This is a genomic window from Streptomyces sp. A0958 (assembly GCF_004795035.1).
In the GTDB taxonomy this organism is placed as follows: Bacteria; Actinomycetota; Actinomycetes; order Streptomycetales; family Streptomycetaceae; genus Streptomyces.
On record NZ_SSBK01000001.1, the window covers coordinates 205,060 to 220,481 of the forward strand.

A 15,422-nucleotide genomic window follows, 5' to 3' on the forward strand; every position below is an offset into this window, starting at 1 on the left:
GGCGGGGTGTCGTCCGGCTCCCGGAGGCCGGGGCGCGGGGCCTGGTGGGCCGTGGTCACCTGGCCGTACCTCCGCGCCTGCGCCGGCCCGGCGGGAGCTGCCGCTCGCGCTCGGCGGCGAAGCCCTGCCCGGCCGGGTCCGAGGCCTCCTCGTAGCGCAGCCGCCGCCCCGGTTCCGTCGCCTCGCCGTCCCGTGCGGGCACCGTCCGCACCAGCAGCCCTTCGGTGACCGGCGGCCCGGCGGCCTCCACCTCGCCGGCCAGCGGGGCCCACACCCGCAGGTCGATCGCGGCCTTCAGCTCGCCGCCGAGCGCGGACCACACGTCCACGGTGGACGGCCGGTCGCCCGTACCGGCCGAGGCCGCCTCCATCTCCACCGTGAGGCCGAGGTCGGCGAGGCTGCCCGTGAGCATCCGTCCGGGCAGCACGCTCGTGCGGATCAGGCAGCGCAACACCTCGGAGAGCAGCCGGTGTTCGTCCTGCGGCCGGTTGGTCCACGCGGTCACCAGATAGGTCAGCTCGAACCAGCGCGGAGGCGTCCGCCGCCCGGTGAGTACGCCCTCGTCGTCGTACTCCTCGGCCGTGCCGGTACGGCGGCGGGCCGCGTCCTCGCGGATGCCGTACAGGAAGACGCTGACCGTGGGGGCGTTGCGGCGCGCGGACCAGTCCTTCGTCGGGGCGTCGAAGACCAGCTCGACCCCGCTGTCCCGGAGGCCGGCGTCGGCCAGCAACAGCCGCAGCCCCTCGTCGACTTCGTGGATCACCGGCGGCCCACCTCGTCCGGCGGGACGAGGTTGCCGCTGACCACCAGGAAGTCCGTGGTGACCGGGGAGAACCCGGGCCCGGACGCGGTGATGGTGCGCGGACCCGTCCGGTCCTTCACCAGGATCAGCAGCTGGGCGATGAACGTGCCGTCGCCGGCCGGCCGGGTGGGCGCCGCCGCAGCCGTGATCCCGGGCTTCCAGGTGAGCTTCACCGGTACGCCGGGCGGGAAGTCCTTCCCGCGCACCGAGGTGACGAACCCCGGCTTGCCGACCTCGGGCACCGAGACGATGCGCGGCTGGAGGATGCGCAGCGGGATGCGGGAGACGTTGTCGCCGCGGTCGGCGTCGGTGCCGCTCGTGGTCAGCGTGCCCGTGATGGTGGTCCGCAGGGCGCGGTCCGGGGCGAGCACCACCCGCAGGACCGAGGAGGCGCCCGGTGCCAGGTCGGGAAGCGCGCACACCCCGCCGGAGCAGCCCGCCGGGAGGGTGGCCACGGGGATGCGGGCGGGCAGCCCGAGCCGCAGCCGCAGCCCGGTGGCGAGCGCGTTCCTCCCGTTGCGCACGGTGTACGTCACCACGACCCGCCCGCCCACGTATCCGGGGCTGGGCTGCGCCCGTACGACGACCCCGGGGCCCGCCTCTGGTGCGGGCGGCAGCGGGGCGGGCGGCAGCGGGGCGGGTGGCTGGGCGGGCGGCTGCGCGGCCGGCGGCGGGAGGGTGTGGGGCGGGGAGGGGACGGGCGAAGGAGACGGGTCCGGCAGCTGGGGGATCTCGCGGACCCGGATGTCCGTCCCGGTCGCGTTGTCCGTGGGGTTCGGGTCGATGACGGCCCCGGTGACCGACCAGCCCAGCTGCCAGGGCCCCGCCGTCACGCCCGTCAGCCGCGCGGTGACCTCCACCTCGGCGCCCGGCCGGAGCACGCCCAGGTCGCAGCTGGGCGAACCGGCGGCGCACGTACCGGCGGTGCTGGTCAGCTCCTCCAGGCGCACGCCCTGCGGGACGTCGGCGACGAACGTGGTGCCGGGCGAGGGTGCCGGGCCCCGGTTGGTGACGGTGACCGTGACGGACACCGAGGAGCCGGTGTCCACCGTGGCGGTGGTGGGCGGTGCGGTGAGTGCCAGGTCGACCTGCTGCTGGAAGGCGGGCTCCTTCTGGCGGCCCGGCAGCTTCGCGGTCAGCGGGGTCAGGGCGCCGGTGGCGAGGTCGAGTTCGGACAGCTGCTCGGGGGAGCTCGGCGCCCTGTCCCGCCGGGAGCTGAGCACCAGCCGGCCGGCGTCCGGCGACCACGCCACGTCACGCGGCTGGTAGGGGCCGGTCGCCGCGACGTCCGGGATCTGCGCACCGCACGCGGCGGGGTCGTCGCGCCGGTCGGACGGCAGCACGACCCGGCAGTCCCGGCCGTCCGGCGAGGTGACGACGACGCTCGCCCGCTGGTTGATCTGGTCGGCGCGGTCCTTGCGGTTGAAGGCGATCGCCGTGCCGTCGGGGGAGAAGGCGGGGCTGTCGTCGATCACCTTGCACTCACCGGGGCAGCCGGTGACGCTGAGGTCCCGCTGCTGGTCGAGCGCGTCCGCCGGGGCCGTCCAGACGTGCTTGATGCCGCCGAGGCCCCGGATCACCTGGTTGCGGGTGAAGGCGAGCGTGGTGCCGTCCGACGACCACGCGGGCTGGGCGTCACCGCCCACCACCTGTCCCTCGGGCGGGACCACCTCGCCGGTGATCTTCCCGGTGGCGGCATCGGCGACGAGCACCCGGCTCGTCCACGCCGCGTTCGCGTCCGCCCCCGGGGTGGACCGGGTGAAGGCCAGCCGGGTGCCGTCCGGTGAGAACGTGGGGTCGGTGTCCCGGTCCTTCGGGCCCCGCCCCTCCAGCCCGATCGCCTCCGCGTGCGTCCCGTCGGTGTCGGCCAGCCAGATCCGCTGGACCCGTTCGCCGCCGATGGTCTCGAAGCGGGTCACGGCGATCTGCCGCCCGTCGGGCGTGTACGTCTGCCGCTCGGTCCAGGGGTCGTAGCCGTCCGCCGGGTGGAACAGCGGGTCGTCGGCGGGGTCGTCGCTGGTGTTGGACCGGGCCCTCGGGTCCTCGCGCAGCACGTCGAGCCGGAGGTCCCGGGGGTCCGAACCGTCCTGCCGCATGTCCTGGAGCGTGACGAGGTCCGCGTCCGCGGTGGTCCTGCGGGTGACGACCGTCGTCCAGGAGTCCGCTGTGCCGAGCACGGCCGGTGTCTCCACCTCGCGGTCCTCGGTGAGCACCATCTGCGGGACCGGCTCGCCGAGGGAGCCGATCCGGTACACGTGGTCGTAGACGGAGCACCCGCAGTCCGTGTTGGGGCTGAGGAAGAGCAGCCCCTCGCCGTCCGGGAGCCAGGCCGACGACCGGGTGCCCCAGTCGTCGCCGAGGCCGGTCAGCACGGGCCGGCCGGTCCCCGACCCGTCCGTGACCCGCAGCCGGTACCCGGTGTCCGTGTCCTTCACCGGCTCGACCTTCAGCGTGTACGCGATGCGCGACCGGTGTGCGTCGTCGTCCACCGGGTTCCACTCCGGCTCGCTCGCGTCGCCCTCCGCGCTGTCGCTGACGCACGTCACCGACCCGCCGGACAGGTCCCGTTCGTAGATCTGCGTGCCCGGCTCGGGGCCGCCGTCGCTCGCGTACGCGATCCGGGTGCCGTCGGGGGACAGCGTCGGCGAGGTCTCGTCGGCGGGCGTGTCGGTCAGCTGCCGCAGCCCGGAGCCGTCGACGCCCACCGACCACAGGTCCCGCTGGCCCCCTTCCCCGGCCGAGTCGAAGACCACCGTCCGCCCGTCAACGGAGAGTTCGGGGTGCGCCGCGTCCATGCCGATGGTCAGCCTGCGCACGGTGCCGTCCGCGCCGCGCACGTACACCTGCGGCCGTGCCTCGTCGCGGAGGCCGGTGAAGACCAGCGCCTCACCGCGCCCGAACGCGTCCTGGTCGTAATGGGCCGGACCGGCGCCGAACAGGTCCTCGGTGGCCGTCTGCGAGGTGACCCGGCCGAGGCTGCGGTGCCCCGTACCGGCGAACGCGATGCGCCCGGTGTCCGCCGCCACCGCGTCCGAGGCGGCGGCGGCCGGCTGCGCCTGCGGGGCGGACACCGAACCCGCCACCAGCAGCGGGGTCAGCAGCACCACGGCACCGCTCAGCCGGCGCCACCGGGCACCCCTCGCCGGGCCAGCAGGACCGCCCACGGGTCCACCTCACAGTCTGGGTCGATGGTTCTCCACGTCGAGCATCCCGCGTACGGGGGCGCGGGGACAGGGCCGGGAGTACCCGGGGCGGGGAAGAGGGGGTGCCCTTTGCGGCCGGGTCTACCTCCTGTGGCGCGCGTCCAGGCGGTTCCGCTGGTCGATGGCGACCTCGCCGCGCACGTCCTGCAGCATGCGGCCGATGTATCCGAGGTCCCTCAGAAGCTGGTCGTAGCCGGACTGCGCCTGGATGTCACGGAACTCGACGCGACGGTTCCCTTCCGTCGCGGAGTCCATGTGTTCCAGGTTGACCGCCTGGTAGTGCGACCGGTCCTCAGGATGACTCGCCACCTTGTCCCTGAGACGCTGCGACGCCTGTGCGTGCAGGGGGAGCTGCGCCATGTGGTTCTGGAGCTGCCGGACCGCTTCCGGCAGGTCCACGTTTCCCTGGCGCGCGTTGGCCAGGATGTCGTCGAGAAGAGTCTCGACGTCGGCCAGGTGGTCGCCTCTGGTCTGGGGGAGATCGCCGGTCCATGGCGCGTTCTCCACGTCCTTCTCGCGCGGTGCGGCACCGAACGAGTCGACCCAGGACTCCCAGTCGGTCTCCCACTGCCGCATGGACTGGACGAAGAGTTCGACGCTTCCGCCGAAGGTCGACGCGCTGTCCAGGGAAAGGTGACCGCCGCCTCCGGCCGAGGTCTGGTCCACGTGCAGCCCGCACTTCTCGGCAAGGGCGAAGATGTGGCCCTGGATGATGGCGCGCACGTGGGAGGCGTGCAGGCCGCTGATGGGGGTCGGGTCGGTCCGTGTCTCCAGGCAGGCGTCGTCCATGGTGATCTCCCACCACCATGAGGTGGACCCGTTGGTGTACGTGAACCGCTTCGCGTCCTGGTCCTTGACGGTGGTGTCGCTCACGCTGAGCGTGAACCCGGCCGGCGGAGCGGCCTTCTGTACCAGTGCGGTCCAGGCGTTCATCCTGCCCTTCGCGTACGTGATCACGGACCTGGCGTTGGCCTCGGCCTTACCGGTCAGACCGCCGAGGTCCACGATCAGGGGAGGCGCGCCCTTCTTCACCGTTCCGTTGAGGGTGCTGTCCGTGAACGTGAACTCGGTGCCGACGACGCTTCCCGGCAGGGGGACGGCTTCACCCCGCGTCTCCCCCGCCTTGGCCGCCGTCGCGCACTCCTGCTCCATGAGGTTCAGCTTCTGCACCAGTGTGGTCAGTGAAGCGTCGACGGCGGGTCCGACGGTGTCCAGCCCGCCTCGCGCGGCCTTCCCGACTGCTAGCCAGGCGGGCAGGACCTCCAGCTCCTTGAGGATTTGCTTCATGTCCTTTTCGTCGGGGTCCCTCTCCAGCACCACGCGCGCGTACTCGTTCAGGATGCGTGCCTTGTGGGCGCTGGTGTACTCCAGGGCCCGCTGCCGCCACTCCGCGGCGTCCCCGTCCGCGACCGGCGACATGAACCGCTGGACCGCCGTCCCGCCGACGTGAGCCGTACCGGCGGAGCCATGGGCGTCGTGCCCGGCCGGGGCCGCCCCCGCCACCGAACGGCCCATCACCCGGCGCGCGTTCGCCTCGGCCTCGCGCTCGAACGCGTCGGACGGGTCGGAGATCCGCAGCCCGTCCCCGTGGTCGGTTCCGGCGACCGCGCCCCGGCGCTGCTGGATGACGTGGGTGAGTTCATGGGCGAGCGTGTGCTTGTCCTTGCCGCCGTCGCCGATGACGACGTGGTGGCCGCTGGTGTAGGCGCGGGCACCGACCTCGGCGGCCGACGCACGGGCGTCGGCGTCGTCGTGGACGCGTACGTCACCGAAGTCCGCGCCGAGACGGGCCTCCATCTCCTCGCGCAGCGGCGCCTCCAGCGGCCGCCCGCTCCCGCTCAGCACGTCGTGGACGGCCGAGCGCTGCACGGCGGGCCGCTGCTCCGGGGCCCGCCCCGGCCCGGCCCCGGGCTGCTCCTCGGCGTACGGGTTGCCGGCGCGCCGCAGCACGTGCAGGACGGCCGCGTTGCCCAGGGTGCGCTGGAGGTCGAGGAGTTCGGTCCGGTCCACGGGGGCCGGGCCGCGCGACGGGGTGGACCGGGTCTCGGCGGTCCGGCCGGTGCGGTGCTCATGCTGCGACAACGGGATGCCTTTCGACGGGCGGTCACCGCCACCAGACCCGCCCGGCGCGCCGCCCGGCAAGGTTCGCCGGGGCAGGGACCGGCACACGGGCCCCGGCCGGGCGGACGCCCCGGGACACCGTGGGGGCAACACCCGTTGCCCCCACGGCGGCCCGCCGCCCGTCAGATGAGCCCGTGCCGCATGGCGTACCCCACCGCATGGGCCCGGTTGCGCAGGTCCAGCCGGGTGGCGACCTCGTGCAGCACGTTCTTGACGGTGCGTTCGGAGTACGAGGTCTTCTGCGCTATCTCCGCGGTGCCGTACCCCTCCGACACCAGCCTGATCATTTCCGCCTCGCGCGTCGTGAGGGTCGACAGCGACAGCCCCCTCGGGTCCAGCACCGTGCGGTGCAGGCTGCTGACGTGGTCGAGGAGCTTGCCGAGGAGGTCGCCCGGCAGTACCCCCTCACCCTTCGCGATGGCCGTGACGAGGTGGACGAGGCGGTCCTGATCGGCCTCCCCGCGCCGCAGCACGGCGGCGACCCCGTATTCGATCAGGGTCTGCAGGGCGCCCGCCTCGAAGTAGCCGACGACGAGACCGGTGCGGGTGGAGGTGTTGCGCTGGAGGCGGTGCAGCAGCTGGACGGCGGCTTCGTTCACCACGTCCACCACCACTAAGGAGACCTGCGCGCTGTCCGCCTCCTCCTGCGGTATCAGCTCGATCTCCGGCCGTGGACGCAGTTGCTGCACCACTCCGGTCTGGAGGATCAGGTCCTCCGCGTACACCGCAACCGAGACCCGGCCCGACGCCGGGGCCGGCGTGCGGGGCGCGGGGCGCTCGGGCGGGGCGGGGGTACGGCCGGGGCCGCCCGCCGCCGTCTTCGTCATGTCTGTCGTGGTCGTGGTCATGCGCTCGTCCTTCTGGGCCGCTTTCGCCGATAACCGATGGGTCAGATGTCGTCCTGGCTCGTCCCGTGCCGCACAGGGCGACCTGGCACGGGGGTGGGGCACGGGAGCCCGGCGCGGGTGTGCCGCCGGGGCACCCGTCCTGCCCGCACGTTGCCCTCCCGCCCCTGCTGCCGGGACCGGGGCGCGGCCTAACGTCGCATCGTGACCACATCTGCCGAACTCGACATGCCCACGGTGACGGTGTCGCCCGGCGCCGAAGCGACGACCACGCTGACCGTGCGCAACGACGGCGACATCGTTGAGGCGTACACCCTCGAAGTGGTCGGCGACTGTGCGGCATGGACCACGGTGGAACCGGCGCGGGTCTCCCTCTACCCGGGCACCTCCCAGACCGTCACGGTGCGCCTCGCGCCGCCCCGGTCCCACGAGGTACGGGCAGGCGAAGTGCCCCTGGGGGTGAGGGTCCTGCCCGCGGAGCACCCCGAGTCGGTGGCCGTCCCCGAGATGACGGTGGTGGTCGAGCCCTTCCGCGAGCTGCGGGCGAAGCTGGAGCCGGGCCGGCGCAGGGGCTGGCTGGGCGCCCGGTTCAGGACATCGGCGCAGAACCGTGGGAACGCTCCCACGGAGGTCGTGCTCGGCGCCAGGCAGGCCGGGGAGGAGCTGCGCCTCGCCTTCACGCCGGAACGCCGGAGGCTGGAGCCGGGCGAGTCCGCGGAGGCGGGCCTGAGGGTGCGGGCCCGGAAGCTGATCTGGTTCGGTGCCCCCGCCGCCTGGCCGTTCGAGGTCGTCGTCGCCGAGGCGGAGACCGAGGGGGCGGGTGTCGAGGACGGGCAGCCGGGCCGGCCGGAACCCCTGCCGGGCGAGTTCGCGCAACTCCCCCTGCTGCCGAAGTGGTTGCTGATCGTCCTGGCGGCGGTCCTCGCCCTGCTGGTGGCGTGGTTCGCGCTCGTACGGCCCGCCGTCCGCAGCACCGCGAAGGAGGCGGGCGCCAAGGCCGCGCAGGAGCAGAACCGGGAGCCCCGACAGGGCGGCGCCACGACCGGCACCACCACCGACGGCGGGCAGGGGCAGAGCGAGAAGCAGGGCCAGGGCGCCACGGCGGGGGCGGACGGGTCCGGCGGCGCCGGCACGGGCGGCGGCTCCGGTTCGACCGGGGGCGCGGGCGGCGCGAACGGCCTGCAGACCTCCGAGACCATCGACGTGCAGACGCGTGCCGGGGCCGAGAGGACCGGGACGTACCAGGTCCCGGAGGGAAAGACATTCGGTGTCACGGACATCGTCGTGGCCAATTTCCAGGGCGACGAAGGGGTGCTGACCATCTCCTTCGGCCAGCGGAAGATCACCACCATTGCCCTGGAGACGTTCAGGAACCAGGACTATCACTGGGTCACCCCCATTCAGATACCGGAGAAGGCGGCGGTCACTGTTTCCGTGACCTGTTCCAAGCCTGGGACTCCGGCAACCGGGACGCAGGCCTCCGGGTGTCACCAAGTGCTCAATGTCAGCGGCGTGCTGAGCGACGTATCGCGAGAGGAACGATAGCGCTGGATTCCTGTCCTCCTGTGCCGGTGATGTGAACAGGAACGTTCTCCACCTGCGGATACGTGCCGCCGTGCGTTCACCGGGGTGTGGCCCTTCACACATCCGGACACACCCGGAACGGCTGGACCCGCAAATGCGCGGAGTGCGGGGCGGCCGGTGAATCCCGGTCTTTCGCGGGTGATTCCAGGGCATTCCCGGGTGTAGTGAATCGCTCGGATCGCGGGGGCCTCCGCTCGTCGGAGCGGAACGCATTCTCCGGCCCCCGGCCGGGGCCGTGGGATTCCGGCCGATTCCGCCCGGACGACTCGGTAGTTTCTGGCCGAAACCAGTCCCTCGCGCGGCGCGAGCGACCGCAGGGGCCCGGAAAGGCAGCGGCCCTGCCCCCTGGCCAGGACTCCGGGGCCTACTGCCCGCGGACACCCCCGGCAAGACTGAACGGGCGAACGACTGACCAGCCGAAGGAGCGAGCATGCCGTCGTACCTCACCCCAGGTGTATACGTGGAGGAGGTGCAGTCCGGAGCACGGCCCATCGAGGGAGTCGGCACCGCGGTCGCAGCCTTCGTCGGCTTCGCGGAGACCGGCCCCTTCCACCGGCCGACGCTGGTCACCAGCTGGGACCAGTACGTCTCGGCCTTCGGCACGTTCACCCCGGACACCTACCTGACGCTCGCCGTCCACGGGTTCTTCAGCAACGGCGGCGGCGCGGCGTACATCGTGCGCATCGGCGGCCCCGCCGAGGACGCGCCCCAGGACTCGGCGCCCGCGGCGGCGGCCCCGTCCGTCGCCATCGGCGGCTTCCTGGTCTCCGCCCGGCCGGGCGCCGGTGACGGCCTCTCCATCGAAGTGACCGACGCCGAGGGCGAGAACCCGCCGGAGGACCGGTTCCGGCTGCTGGTGCGCCAGGGCGGCAAGGTGGCGGAGACCTTCGACACCTCCGTACGCAAGAACGTCAAGGGCTACCTGGTCACCCAGGCCCGTCAGTCCAAGCTCATCGAGGTCACCGAGCAGCCCGGCGCCGCCCAGACCCGCCCCGAGAAGCAGAGCCTCACCCTCGCGCCGGCCGCCCCGGAAACCGGCAGCCCGGCGGGGGCAGGACCGGCCGAGTACGTGGGCGACGCGTCGGCCCGTACGGGCATCGCGGCCCTGGAGGCGATCGACGAGATCACCATGGTCGCCGTCCCCGACCTGATGAGCGCCCACCAGCGCGGCGACATCGACGCCGAGGGCGTCAGGGCCGTACAGCTGGCCCTCATCGCGCACTGCGAGCAGATGGGCGACCGGGTCGCCGTCCTGGACACCCCGCCCGGCATGAACGCCCAGCGCGTACGCACCTGGCGCAACGACGACGCCGGATACGACTCCCGCTACGCGACCGTCTACTACCCGTGGCTCAAGGTCCTCGACCCGGCGACCGGCCAGCAGACCCTGATGCCGCCGAGCGGCCACGTCGCCGGTGTCTGGGCGCGCAGCGACGGCGAGCGCGGCGTGCACAAGGCCCCCGCCAACGAGGTCATCCGGGGTGCGCTCGACCTCGAACTCCGCCTGAGCCGGGGAGAGCAGGACCTGCTCAACCCGATCGGCGTCAACTGCGTGCGCGCCTTCCCGGGGCGCGGCATCCGGATCTGGGGCGCGCGGACGCTCTCGTCCGACCCGGCCTGGCGCTACCTCAACGTCCGCCGGCTCTTCAACTACCTGGAGGAGTCCATCCTCCTGGGCACCCAGTGGGTGGTCTTCGAGCCGAACGACGACCGCCTCTGGTCGAGCATCCGGCGCAACGTCACCGCCTTCCTCTCCGAGGAGTGGCGCCGGGGCGCGCTCTTCGGCCGGACCGCCGAGGAGGCCTTCTACGTCAAGTGCGACCGGGACAACAACCCGCAGGAGTCCATCGACCTCGGCCAGGTCGTGTGCGAGATCGGCGTCTCCCCGGTGAAGCCCGCGGAGTTCGTCGTCTTCCGCCTCTCGCAGTTCTCCGACAGCACCAGCCTCGTGGACGAGTGACCCGTCCCCGTCACGGACTGACCCAGCAGGCAACGAACGGAACAGGTGACACAGAGTCATGGCAGAGGGCGACGCTCTTTCCACCCACGTCTTCGGCGTGCAGCTCGGCGGCTATCTCGTGGAGTCGATCCAGGAGATCAGCGGCCTGACCGTCGAGGAAGAAGTGGTCGAGGTCCGGCAGGTGACCGCCACGGGCAAGCAGATCATCCGCAAGCAGCCCGGCGCGCGCCAGGCCGGCGAGGTGACGATCACCCGCGGGCTCGACAAGAGCAGCGAGTTCACCAAGTGGATCAAGGAGACGCTGAACAACGGCGCCGTCGACACCGCGCGGCAGAACCTGACGATCGAGATCAAGGACTCCAAGGGTGACACCGTCCGCCGCATCCAGCTGATGCAGGGCTGGGCCAGCAGGTGGGAGGGCCCCTCGCTGAAGGCCGGCGAGTCCAGCGCGGCGACGGAGACGGTCACCATCACCTTCGAGGAGATCGTGGTCGAATGAGGCGCAGGACCGTTTCCGGCGGCGGCCTCGAAGAGGTCCTCGACAGCCTCGCCGCCGCCGCGCCCACGCAGCGCGAGGCCGCCCCGACGCCGCCTCCCGCCCGGGAGCCGGACCGTTCCGGCCTCCGTACGGAGTTCGACTTCGAGCTCCCGCGCGGTTACGTCGACGACGAGGGCCAGGTCCACCGGAGCGGGTCGATGCGGCTCGCCACGGCCCGCGACGAACTGCGCCCGCAGATCGACCTGCGGGTCAAGGAGAACCCCGCCTACCTGAGCGTGGTGCTCCTCAGCCAGGTGATCACCCGGCTCGGCACGGTGACCGACGTGCACGCCGGGGTGGTCGAGCGAATGTACGCCACCGACGTGGCGTTCCTCCAGGACTTCTACCGCCGCATCAACAGCGAGGGCCACACCCACGCGGCGGTCACGTGCCCGCTGTGCCAGGGCTCGTTCGAGGTGGACCTCTCGGGTGAACGCCTGGGGGAATCGTGACGTACGCGCCTTCCCGGCTGCGGGAGGAGCTCGCGTACATCGCCTACCACTTCCACTGGCAGCGTGAGGACATCCTCGACCTCACCCATGGTGAGCGGCAGGAGTGGGTGAGGGAGATAGCGCGGATCAACACCCGCGTCAACGAGAGCGGGTGAGGGCGTGGAGTTCAGGGACTGGTTCCGGCGGCGGCCCACCGTCGCCGCCCCGGGGGCGGCGACGGCCGAGGACGGCGTCCGCCCCGACCCGGACCCGGGCCCGGAACCCGTGGCCGGGCCCGCCGCGGACTGGGACGGCGGCTGGCGGCGGGTCGCCCCGCCCGCGGTGACCGTCGCCCGGTCCTCGATCGGCGTGAGCGACGGCCTGCGCTTCAGGTCCCGGCTCGCGTCGTGGCAGAACGTCGCGTACGGGGGCGAGCTCGGCCATGCCGTCCTGCCCTCCGCGCCGGTGGGCCTCATCCACGGCGTGGCACGGCCCGGCACGCCGCGCTCCGCGTCCCCCGGGGCGGCGCCCCTCCTCCTGCGCGCCACCGGCGCCCCGGAGGAGCCGGTGGCGCCGTCGGCGCCGGGTGCCCCGGTCGCCGAGCGGCGTCCCCACACCACCCGGCCCCGCACCGGACGCGGACCGGCGGACCGGCAGCCCGGTGCCAACGGGCCGAGCGACCGGGCGGGTACGGATGCGGGGAGCGGGAGCACGCGTACGCCCGCCCGGACGGGCCGGGATGCCCGGACGGGCCGGGACGCGGCGGGCGCGGGGGCCCGGAGTGGCTCGGGTCCGTCGGGTGCGGGTGCGGGTGCGGGTGCGGGTGCGGGTGCGGGCGCGGGCGCGTCGGCCGGTTCAGGCCGTGACATGGCGGGCGGGGGTGCGTCGGCCGGTTCGGGCCGGGTGATCGCGGCCGTGCCCGGGTCCGCGTCGTCCGCCGGGCCGGCGACCCGCACGTCCGGGGACAGCGGACCCGCCGCTTCCGCGCCGGTGCAGGCGCGGCCCGCACCGGTACGCGCCCGGCGCACCGCGCCGCCCCTGATCGTCGCCCGGCGACCGATGACGGCCCTGCGGAACCTCTCCGCCGTCGCATCCACCGGGGTGCCCGCGCCGGTCACGCCGGCCGGAACCCCGGCACCCGGCACGCCGGCCGCGTCCCCCGCGTCCGGTGCGCCGACCGGGGCGGCCGAGACCGCCGCACCGGGCCGGAGGCCCACGGAGCGCCCGCCGGTACGGCCTGCCCTGGGTGAGCCCCTGCGTGAACGGTCCCCCGAGGCGGGCCCGTCGACCCCTTCCGTCCAGGACGGGGCTGCCCTTTCGGGGCCGGCTCTGCCTGTGGTGCAGCGGCAGGCGGATGCGTCCGCGCCCGTTGCGCCGACAGAGGCCCCCGCCGCACCGGGCCCGAGGCCCACGGAGCGCCCGCCGGTCGTCGCGCCGGAGCGTTTCGCCGGACCGCCCCCCGCGCCTGCGGTACGGCCCGCTCCGGGTGAGCCCCTGCGTGAACGGTCCCCCGAGGCGGGCCCGTCGACCCCCTCCGCTCGGGGCGGGGCTGCCCTTTCGGGGCCGGCTCTGCCTGTGGTGCAGCGGCAGGCGGATGCGTCCGCGCCCGTTGCGCCGACAGAGGCCCACGCCGCACCCGGCCCGAGGTCCACGGACCGGGCCGAGCACGGGGAGCGCCCGCCCACCGCACCCCCGGTACGCCCCGCCCTGGGCAAGCCCCTGCGTGAACTGCCCGCCCAAGCAGCGCCCTTCACCCTGCCCACCCGGGACGGCGCCACCGACCCCGCCCTGCCCGTGGTCCAGCGGCAGACGCCGGAAACGGCCGCTGCTCCGACTGCGGCCCCCGCACCGCAGCGGGCTCACCGGCCGCAACCGGGACAGGCACCGGCAGGACACCAGGACCGGGACCGGCAGCCGGCCGAACGCCCCCGCCCCGCCCCCGACGCCCCCCGGGGCGGTACGCCGGGCCCGACACCCGTCCAGCCCGCGCCCGCCTCCCCGCTCAGGGCCCCGGCCACCGGCCCCGGCTCGCAGGCGCGCACCCGGGGCGGGCTCGGTACGCCCCTGTCCGCGCTCCCGCCGACCGCCGGCACCGCGAACGATGCCCCGCTGCTGGGCGACCCGCGTCCCGCACGACCCGGGACCGCCGCACGATCCGGGACCGCCGCACGATCCGGGACCGCACGACCCGGGACCGCCGCGCGGCCAGGGACCGCCGCGCGGCCAGGGACCGCCGCGCGGCCAGGGACCGCCGCCCCGCAGTCGGCCGCCGCCTCACCGGCACCCCCGGCGACGCCCCCGGCGATGCCCCTGCGCGCCCCGGCCCACGGCCCCGCGCCCGCATCGCCCGCCGCGCAACCGGCCTCCGCACAACCGCCCGCCGTACAACGCGCCGCCGAGGACGCCGGCACCGCTCCCGTACGCATCCGGCGGATCGCCACCCGAGGCGCCCCCCGTAGCGGCCCCGCGCCCGTGGCCGTCCAGCGGTCGCGCGCTCTGCTCGCCGGGCGGACCCTCTCCGTGCGCACCGGTGCGGCCGAGGGCTTCACCGCTCCCGAGTCGGCCGCCGCGACCCGGCCCGTCGTACCGGCGACCTGGCGGCGCGACACCCCGCGTCCGCAAGAGCGCCACGACGCACAGGGCGCCGAAACCACCCCCGCCGCCGCACCCGCCCACGCCGCCCCGGCCGCACAAGCCGCACCCGCACAAGCCGCACCCGCCCACGCCGCCCCGGCCGCACGCGCGCCGCAAGCCGCCCCCGCCGCACGCGCCCAAGCCGCCCCCGCCGTCCAACGGGCCGCGGTCGACCCCATCGCCCCGCCCCGACCACACGCGCCCCTCCCGACCCGTACCGCCCCGCGGGGCCACGCGCCGGGCGCAGGCACCACCCCCTCCGGCGCCCCCCAACCACCGTCCCGCGGAACGCAGTCCGCATCCGCATCCGCATCCGCATCCGCGTCCGCGTCCGCACCCGTTCCGGTCGTGCGCCCCCACCCGCCCGGCTCCCCCCGCCCCGGCGGCGCCGCCGTGCCCGTGCAGCGCCTCGCGATGCCCGTGGTGGCCGAGACCGGCGCCCCCGTCGCCGGGCCCGTGCCGGAGGGCGACGCCCTGCCCGGCGTACCGCAGGCCCTCGCCGTACGCGTTCCCCGCCCCGCACCGGCGGCCGGGCCCGTCGAGGGCCGGGCTCCCGCGCCCGACGGCCGCGCGCAGGCGGTGCAACGGGCCGTGGCCGAAGCGGGGTTGACCGGGGTCCCGGTGCGCATCGTCCAGAAGAAGCCCAGCACCGGCCCCACCCCAACCGCCCCAACCGCCCCCACACCCGCCCCCCGCCCGGACGAGGCCGCCGGGGTGGACGTCGAGGAGCTGGCCCGGCGCCTGATCGACCCGGTCAGCAGGCTGCTCCGGGCGGACCTGCGCCGAGGCAGAGAACGTTCCGGACGCCCGTACGACGGCCGCCGCTGAAAAGGGAAAGCAGCAGATGACGGACAACATCTTCGCGACGAGCGTGTTCTTCACGCTCGCCATCGGGGGAAGCGACCTCGGGCAGTTCCACACGTGCTCGGGGCTGGGCGCCGAGGTGGAGCTGGAGCAGTACGCCGAGGGCGGCAACAACGGGTTCACCTGGCAGCTGCCGGGGCGGATCACCTGGACCAACATCACGCTGACCCGCCCGGTCACCGCCGACACGTTGAAGATCGCGCGCTGGCTGACCGAGACGACCCAGCGGGTCGAGCGCAAGGACGGCGAGATCGTCGCGCTCCGCCCTAACCTCACCCGGATCGTCAGCTGGCAGATCCAGGGCATCGTGCCGGTGCGCTGGCAGGGTCCCTCATTCGACCCGTCCAGCTCCCAGCCGGCGGTCGAGACCCTGGAGATCGCGCACGAGGGCCTGGTGCCGTCCTGATGAGCCGGCCGCACCACCACCGACACGAGCAGGA

Annotated in this window: 11 protein-coding genes; 7 read left to right on the forward strand and 4 right to left on the reverse strand. The window is 74.3% G+C overall.

Annotation, left to right across the window (positions count from 1 at the left end):
- Nucleotides 1–55: 55 nt before the first annotated feature.
- The 4 genes from E6P78_RS01045 to E6P78_RS01060 form a co-directional block, all read right to left on the reverse strand.
- On the reverse strand, nt 56–763 hold the full coding sequence (locus tag E6P78_RS01045; protein WP_136201588.1) for a DUF4255 domain-containing protein: 708 nt from the start codon (nt 761–763) through the stop codon (nt 56–58).
- Nucleotides 760–3,966, reverse strand: a complete 3,207-nt coding sequence (locus E6P78_RS01050; protein ID WP_136201589.1) for a DUF11 domain-containing protein — start codon at nt 3,964–3,966, stop codon at nt 760–762. The genes E6P78_RS01045 and E6P78_RS01050 overlap by 4 nt, the downstream gene beginning before the upstream one ends.
- A gap of 120 nt (nt 3,967–4,086) precedes the next feature.
- Nucleotides 4,087–6,093, reverse strand: a complete 2,007-nt coding sequence (locus E6P78_RS01055; RefSeq protein ID WP_136201764.1) for a DUF4157 domain-containing protein — start codon at nt 6,091–6,093, stop codon at nt 4,087–4,089.
- Nucleotides 6,094–6,248: 155 nt separating this feature from the next.
- On the reverse strand, nt 6,249–6,974 hold the full coding sequence (locus E6P78_RS01060; RefSeq protein WP_136201590.1) for a LuxR C-terminal-related transcriptional regulator: 726 nt from the start codon (nt 6,972–6,974) through the stop codon (nt 6,249–6,251).
- A gap of 225 nt (nt 6,975–7,199) precedes the next feature.
- Here E6P78_RS01060 and E6P78_RS01065 point away from each other — a divergent pair, with 225 nt between their 5' ends.
- From E6P78_RS01065 to E6P78_RS01095, 7 genes are all read left to right on the forward strand, one after another.
- On the forward strand, nt 7,200–8,516 hold the full coding sequence (locus E6P78_RS01065; protein WP_136201765.1) for a hydrolytic protein: 1,317 nt from the start codon (nt 7,200–7,202) through the stop codon (nt 8,514–8,516).
- 469 nt (nt 8,517–8,985) lie between these two features.
- Entirely contained in the window at nt 8,986–10,515 is a 1,530-nt protein-coding gene (locus tag E6P78_RS01070; RefSeq protein ID WP_136201591.1) for a phage tail sheath family protein, read from the forward strand.
- A 58-nt stretch (nt 10,516–10,573) separates the two neighbouring features.
- Entirely contained in the window at nt 10,574–11,014 is a 441-nt protein-coding gene (locus tag E6P78_RS01075; RefSeq protein WP_136201592.1) for a phage tail protein, read from the forward strand.
- Nucleotides 11,011–11,505, forward strand: a complete 495-nt coding sequence (locus tag E6P78_RS01080) for a hypothetical protein (RefSeq protein WP_136201593.1) — start codon at nt 11,011–11,013, stop codon at nt 11,503–11,505. Before E6P78_RS01075 ends, E6P78_RS01080 begins: the two co-directional genes overlap by 4 nt.
- The gene (locus E6P78_RS32600; protein ID WP_167535327.1) at nt 11,502–11,660 is read left to right on the forward strand and encodes a DUF6760 family protein; all 159 of its coding nucleotides are present in this window, start codon (nt 11,502–11,504) and stop codon (nt 11,658–11,660) included. Before E6P78_RS01080 ends, E6P78_RS32600 begins: the two co-directional genes overlap by 4 nt.
- Nucleotides 11,661–11,664: 4 nt before the next feature.
- Nucleotides 11,665–14,946, forward strand: coding sequence for a hypothetical protein (locus E6P78_RS33165; RefSeq protein ID WP_240798994.1), 3,282 nt, complete (start codon nt 11,665–11,667; stop codon nt 14,944–14,946).
- 16 nt (nt 14,947–14,962) lie between these two features.
- Complete coding sequence (locus E6P78_RS01095; protein WP_136201594.1) at nt 14,963–15,388, forward strand: phage tail protein; 426 nt, start codon at nt 14,963–14,965, stop codon at nt 15,386–15,388.
- Nucleotides 15,389–15,422: the final 34 nt, after the last annotated feature.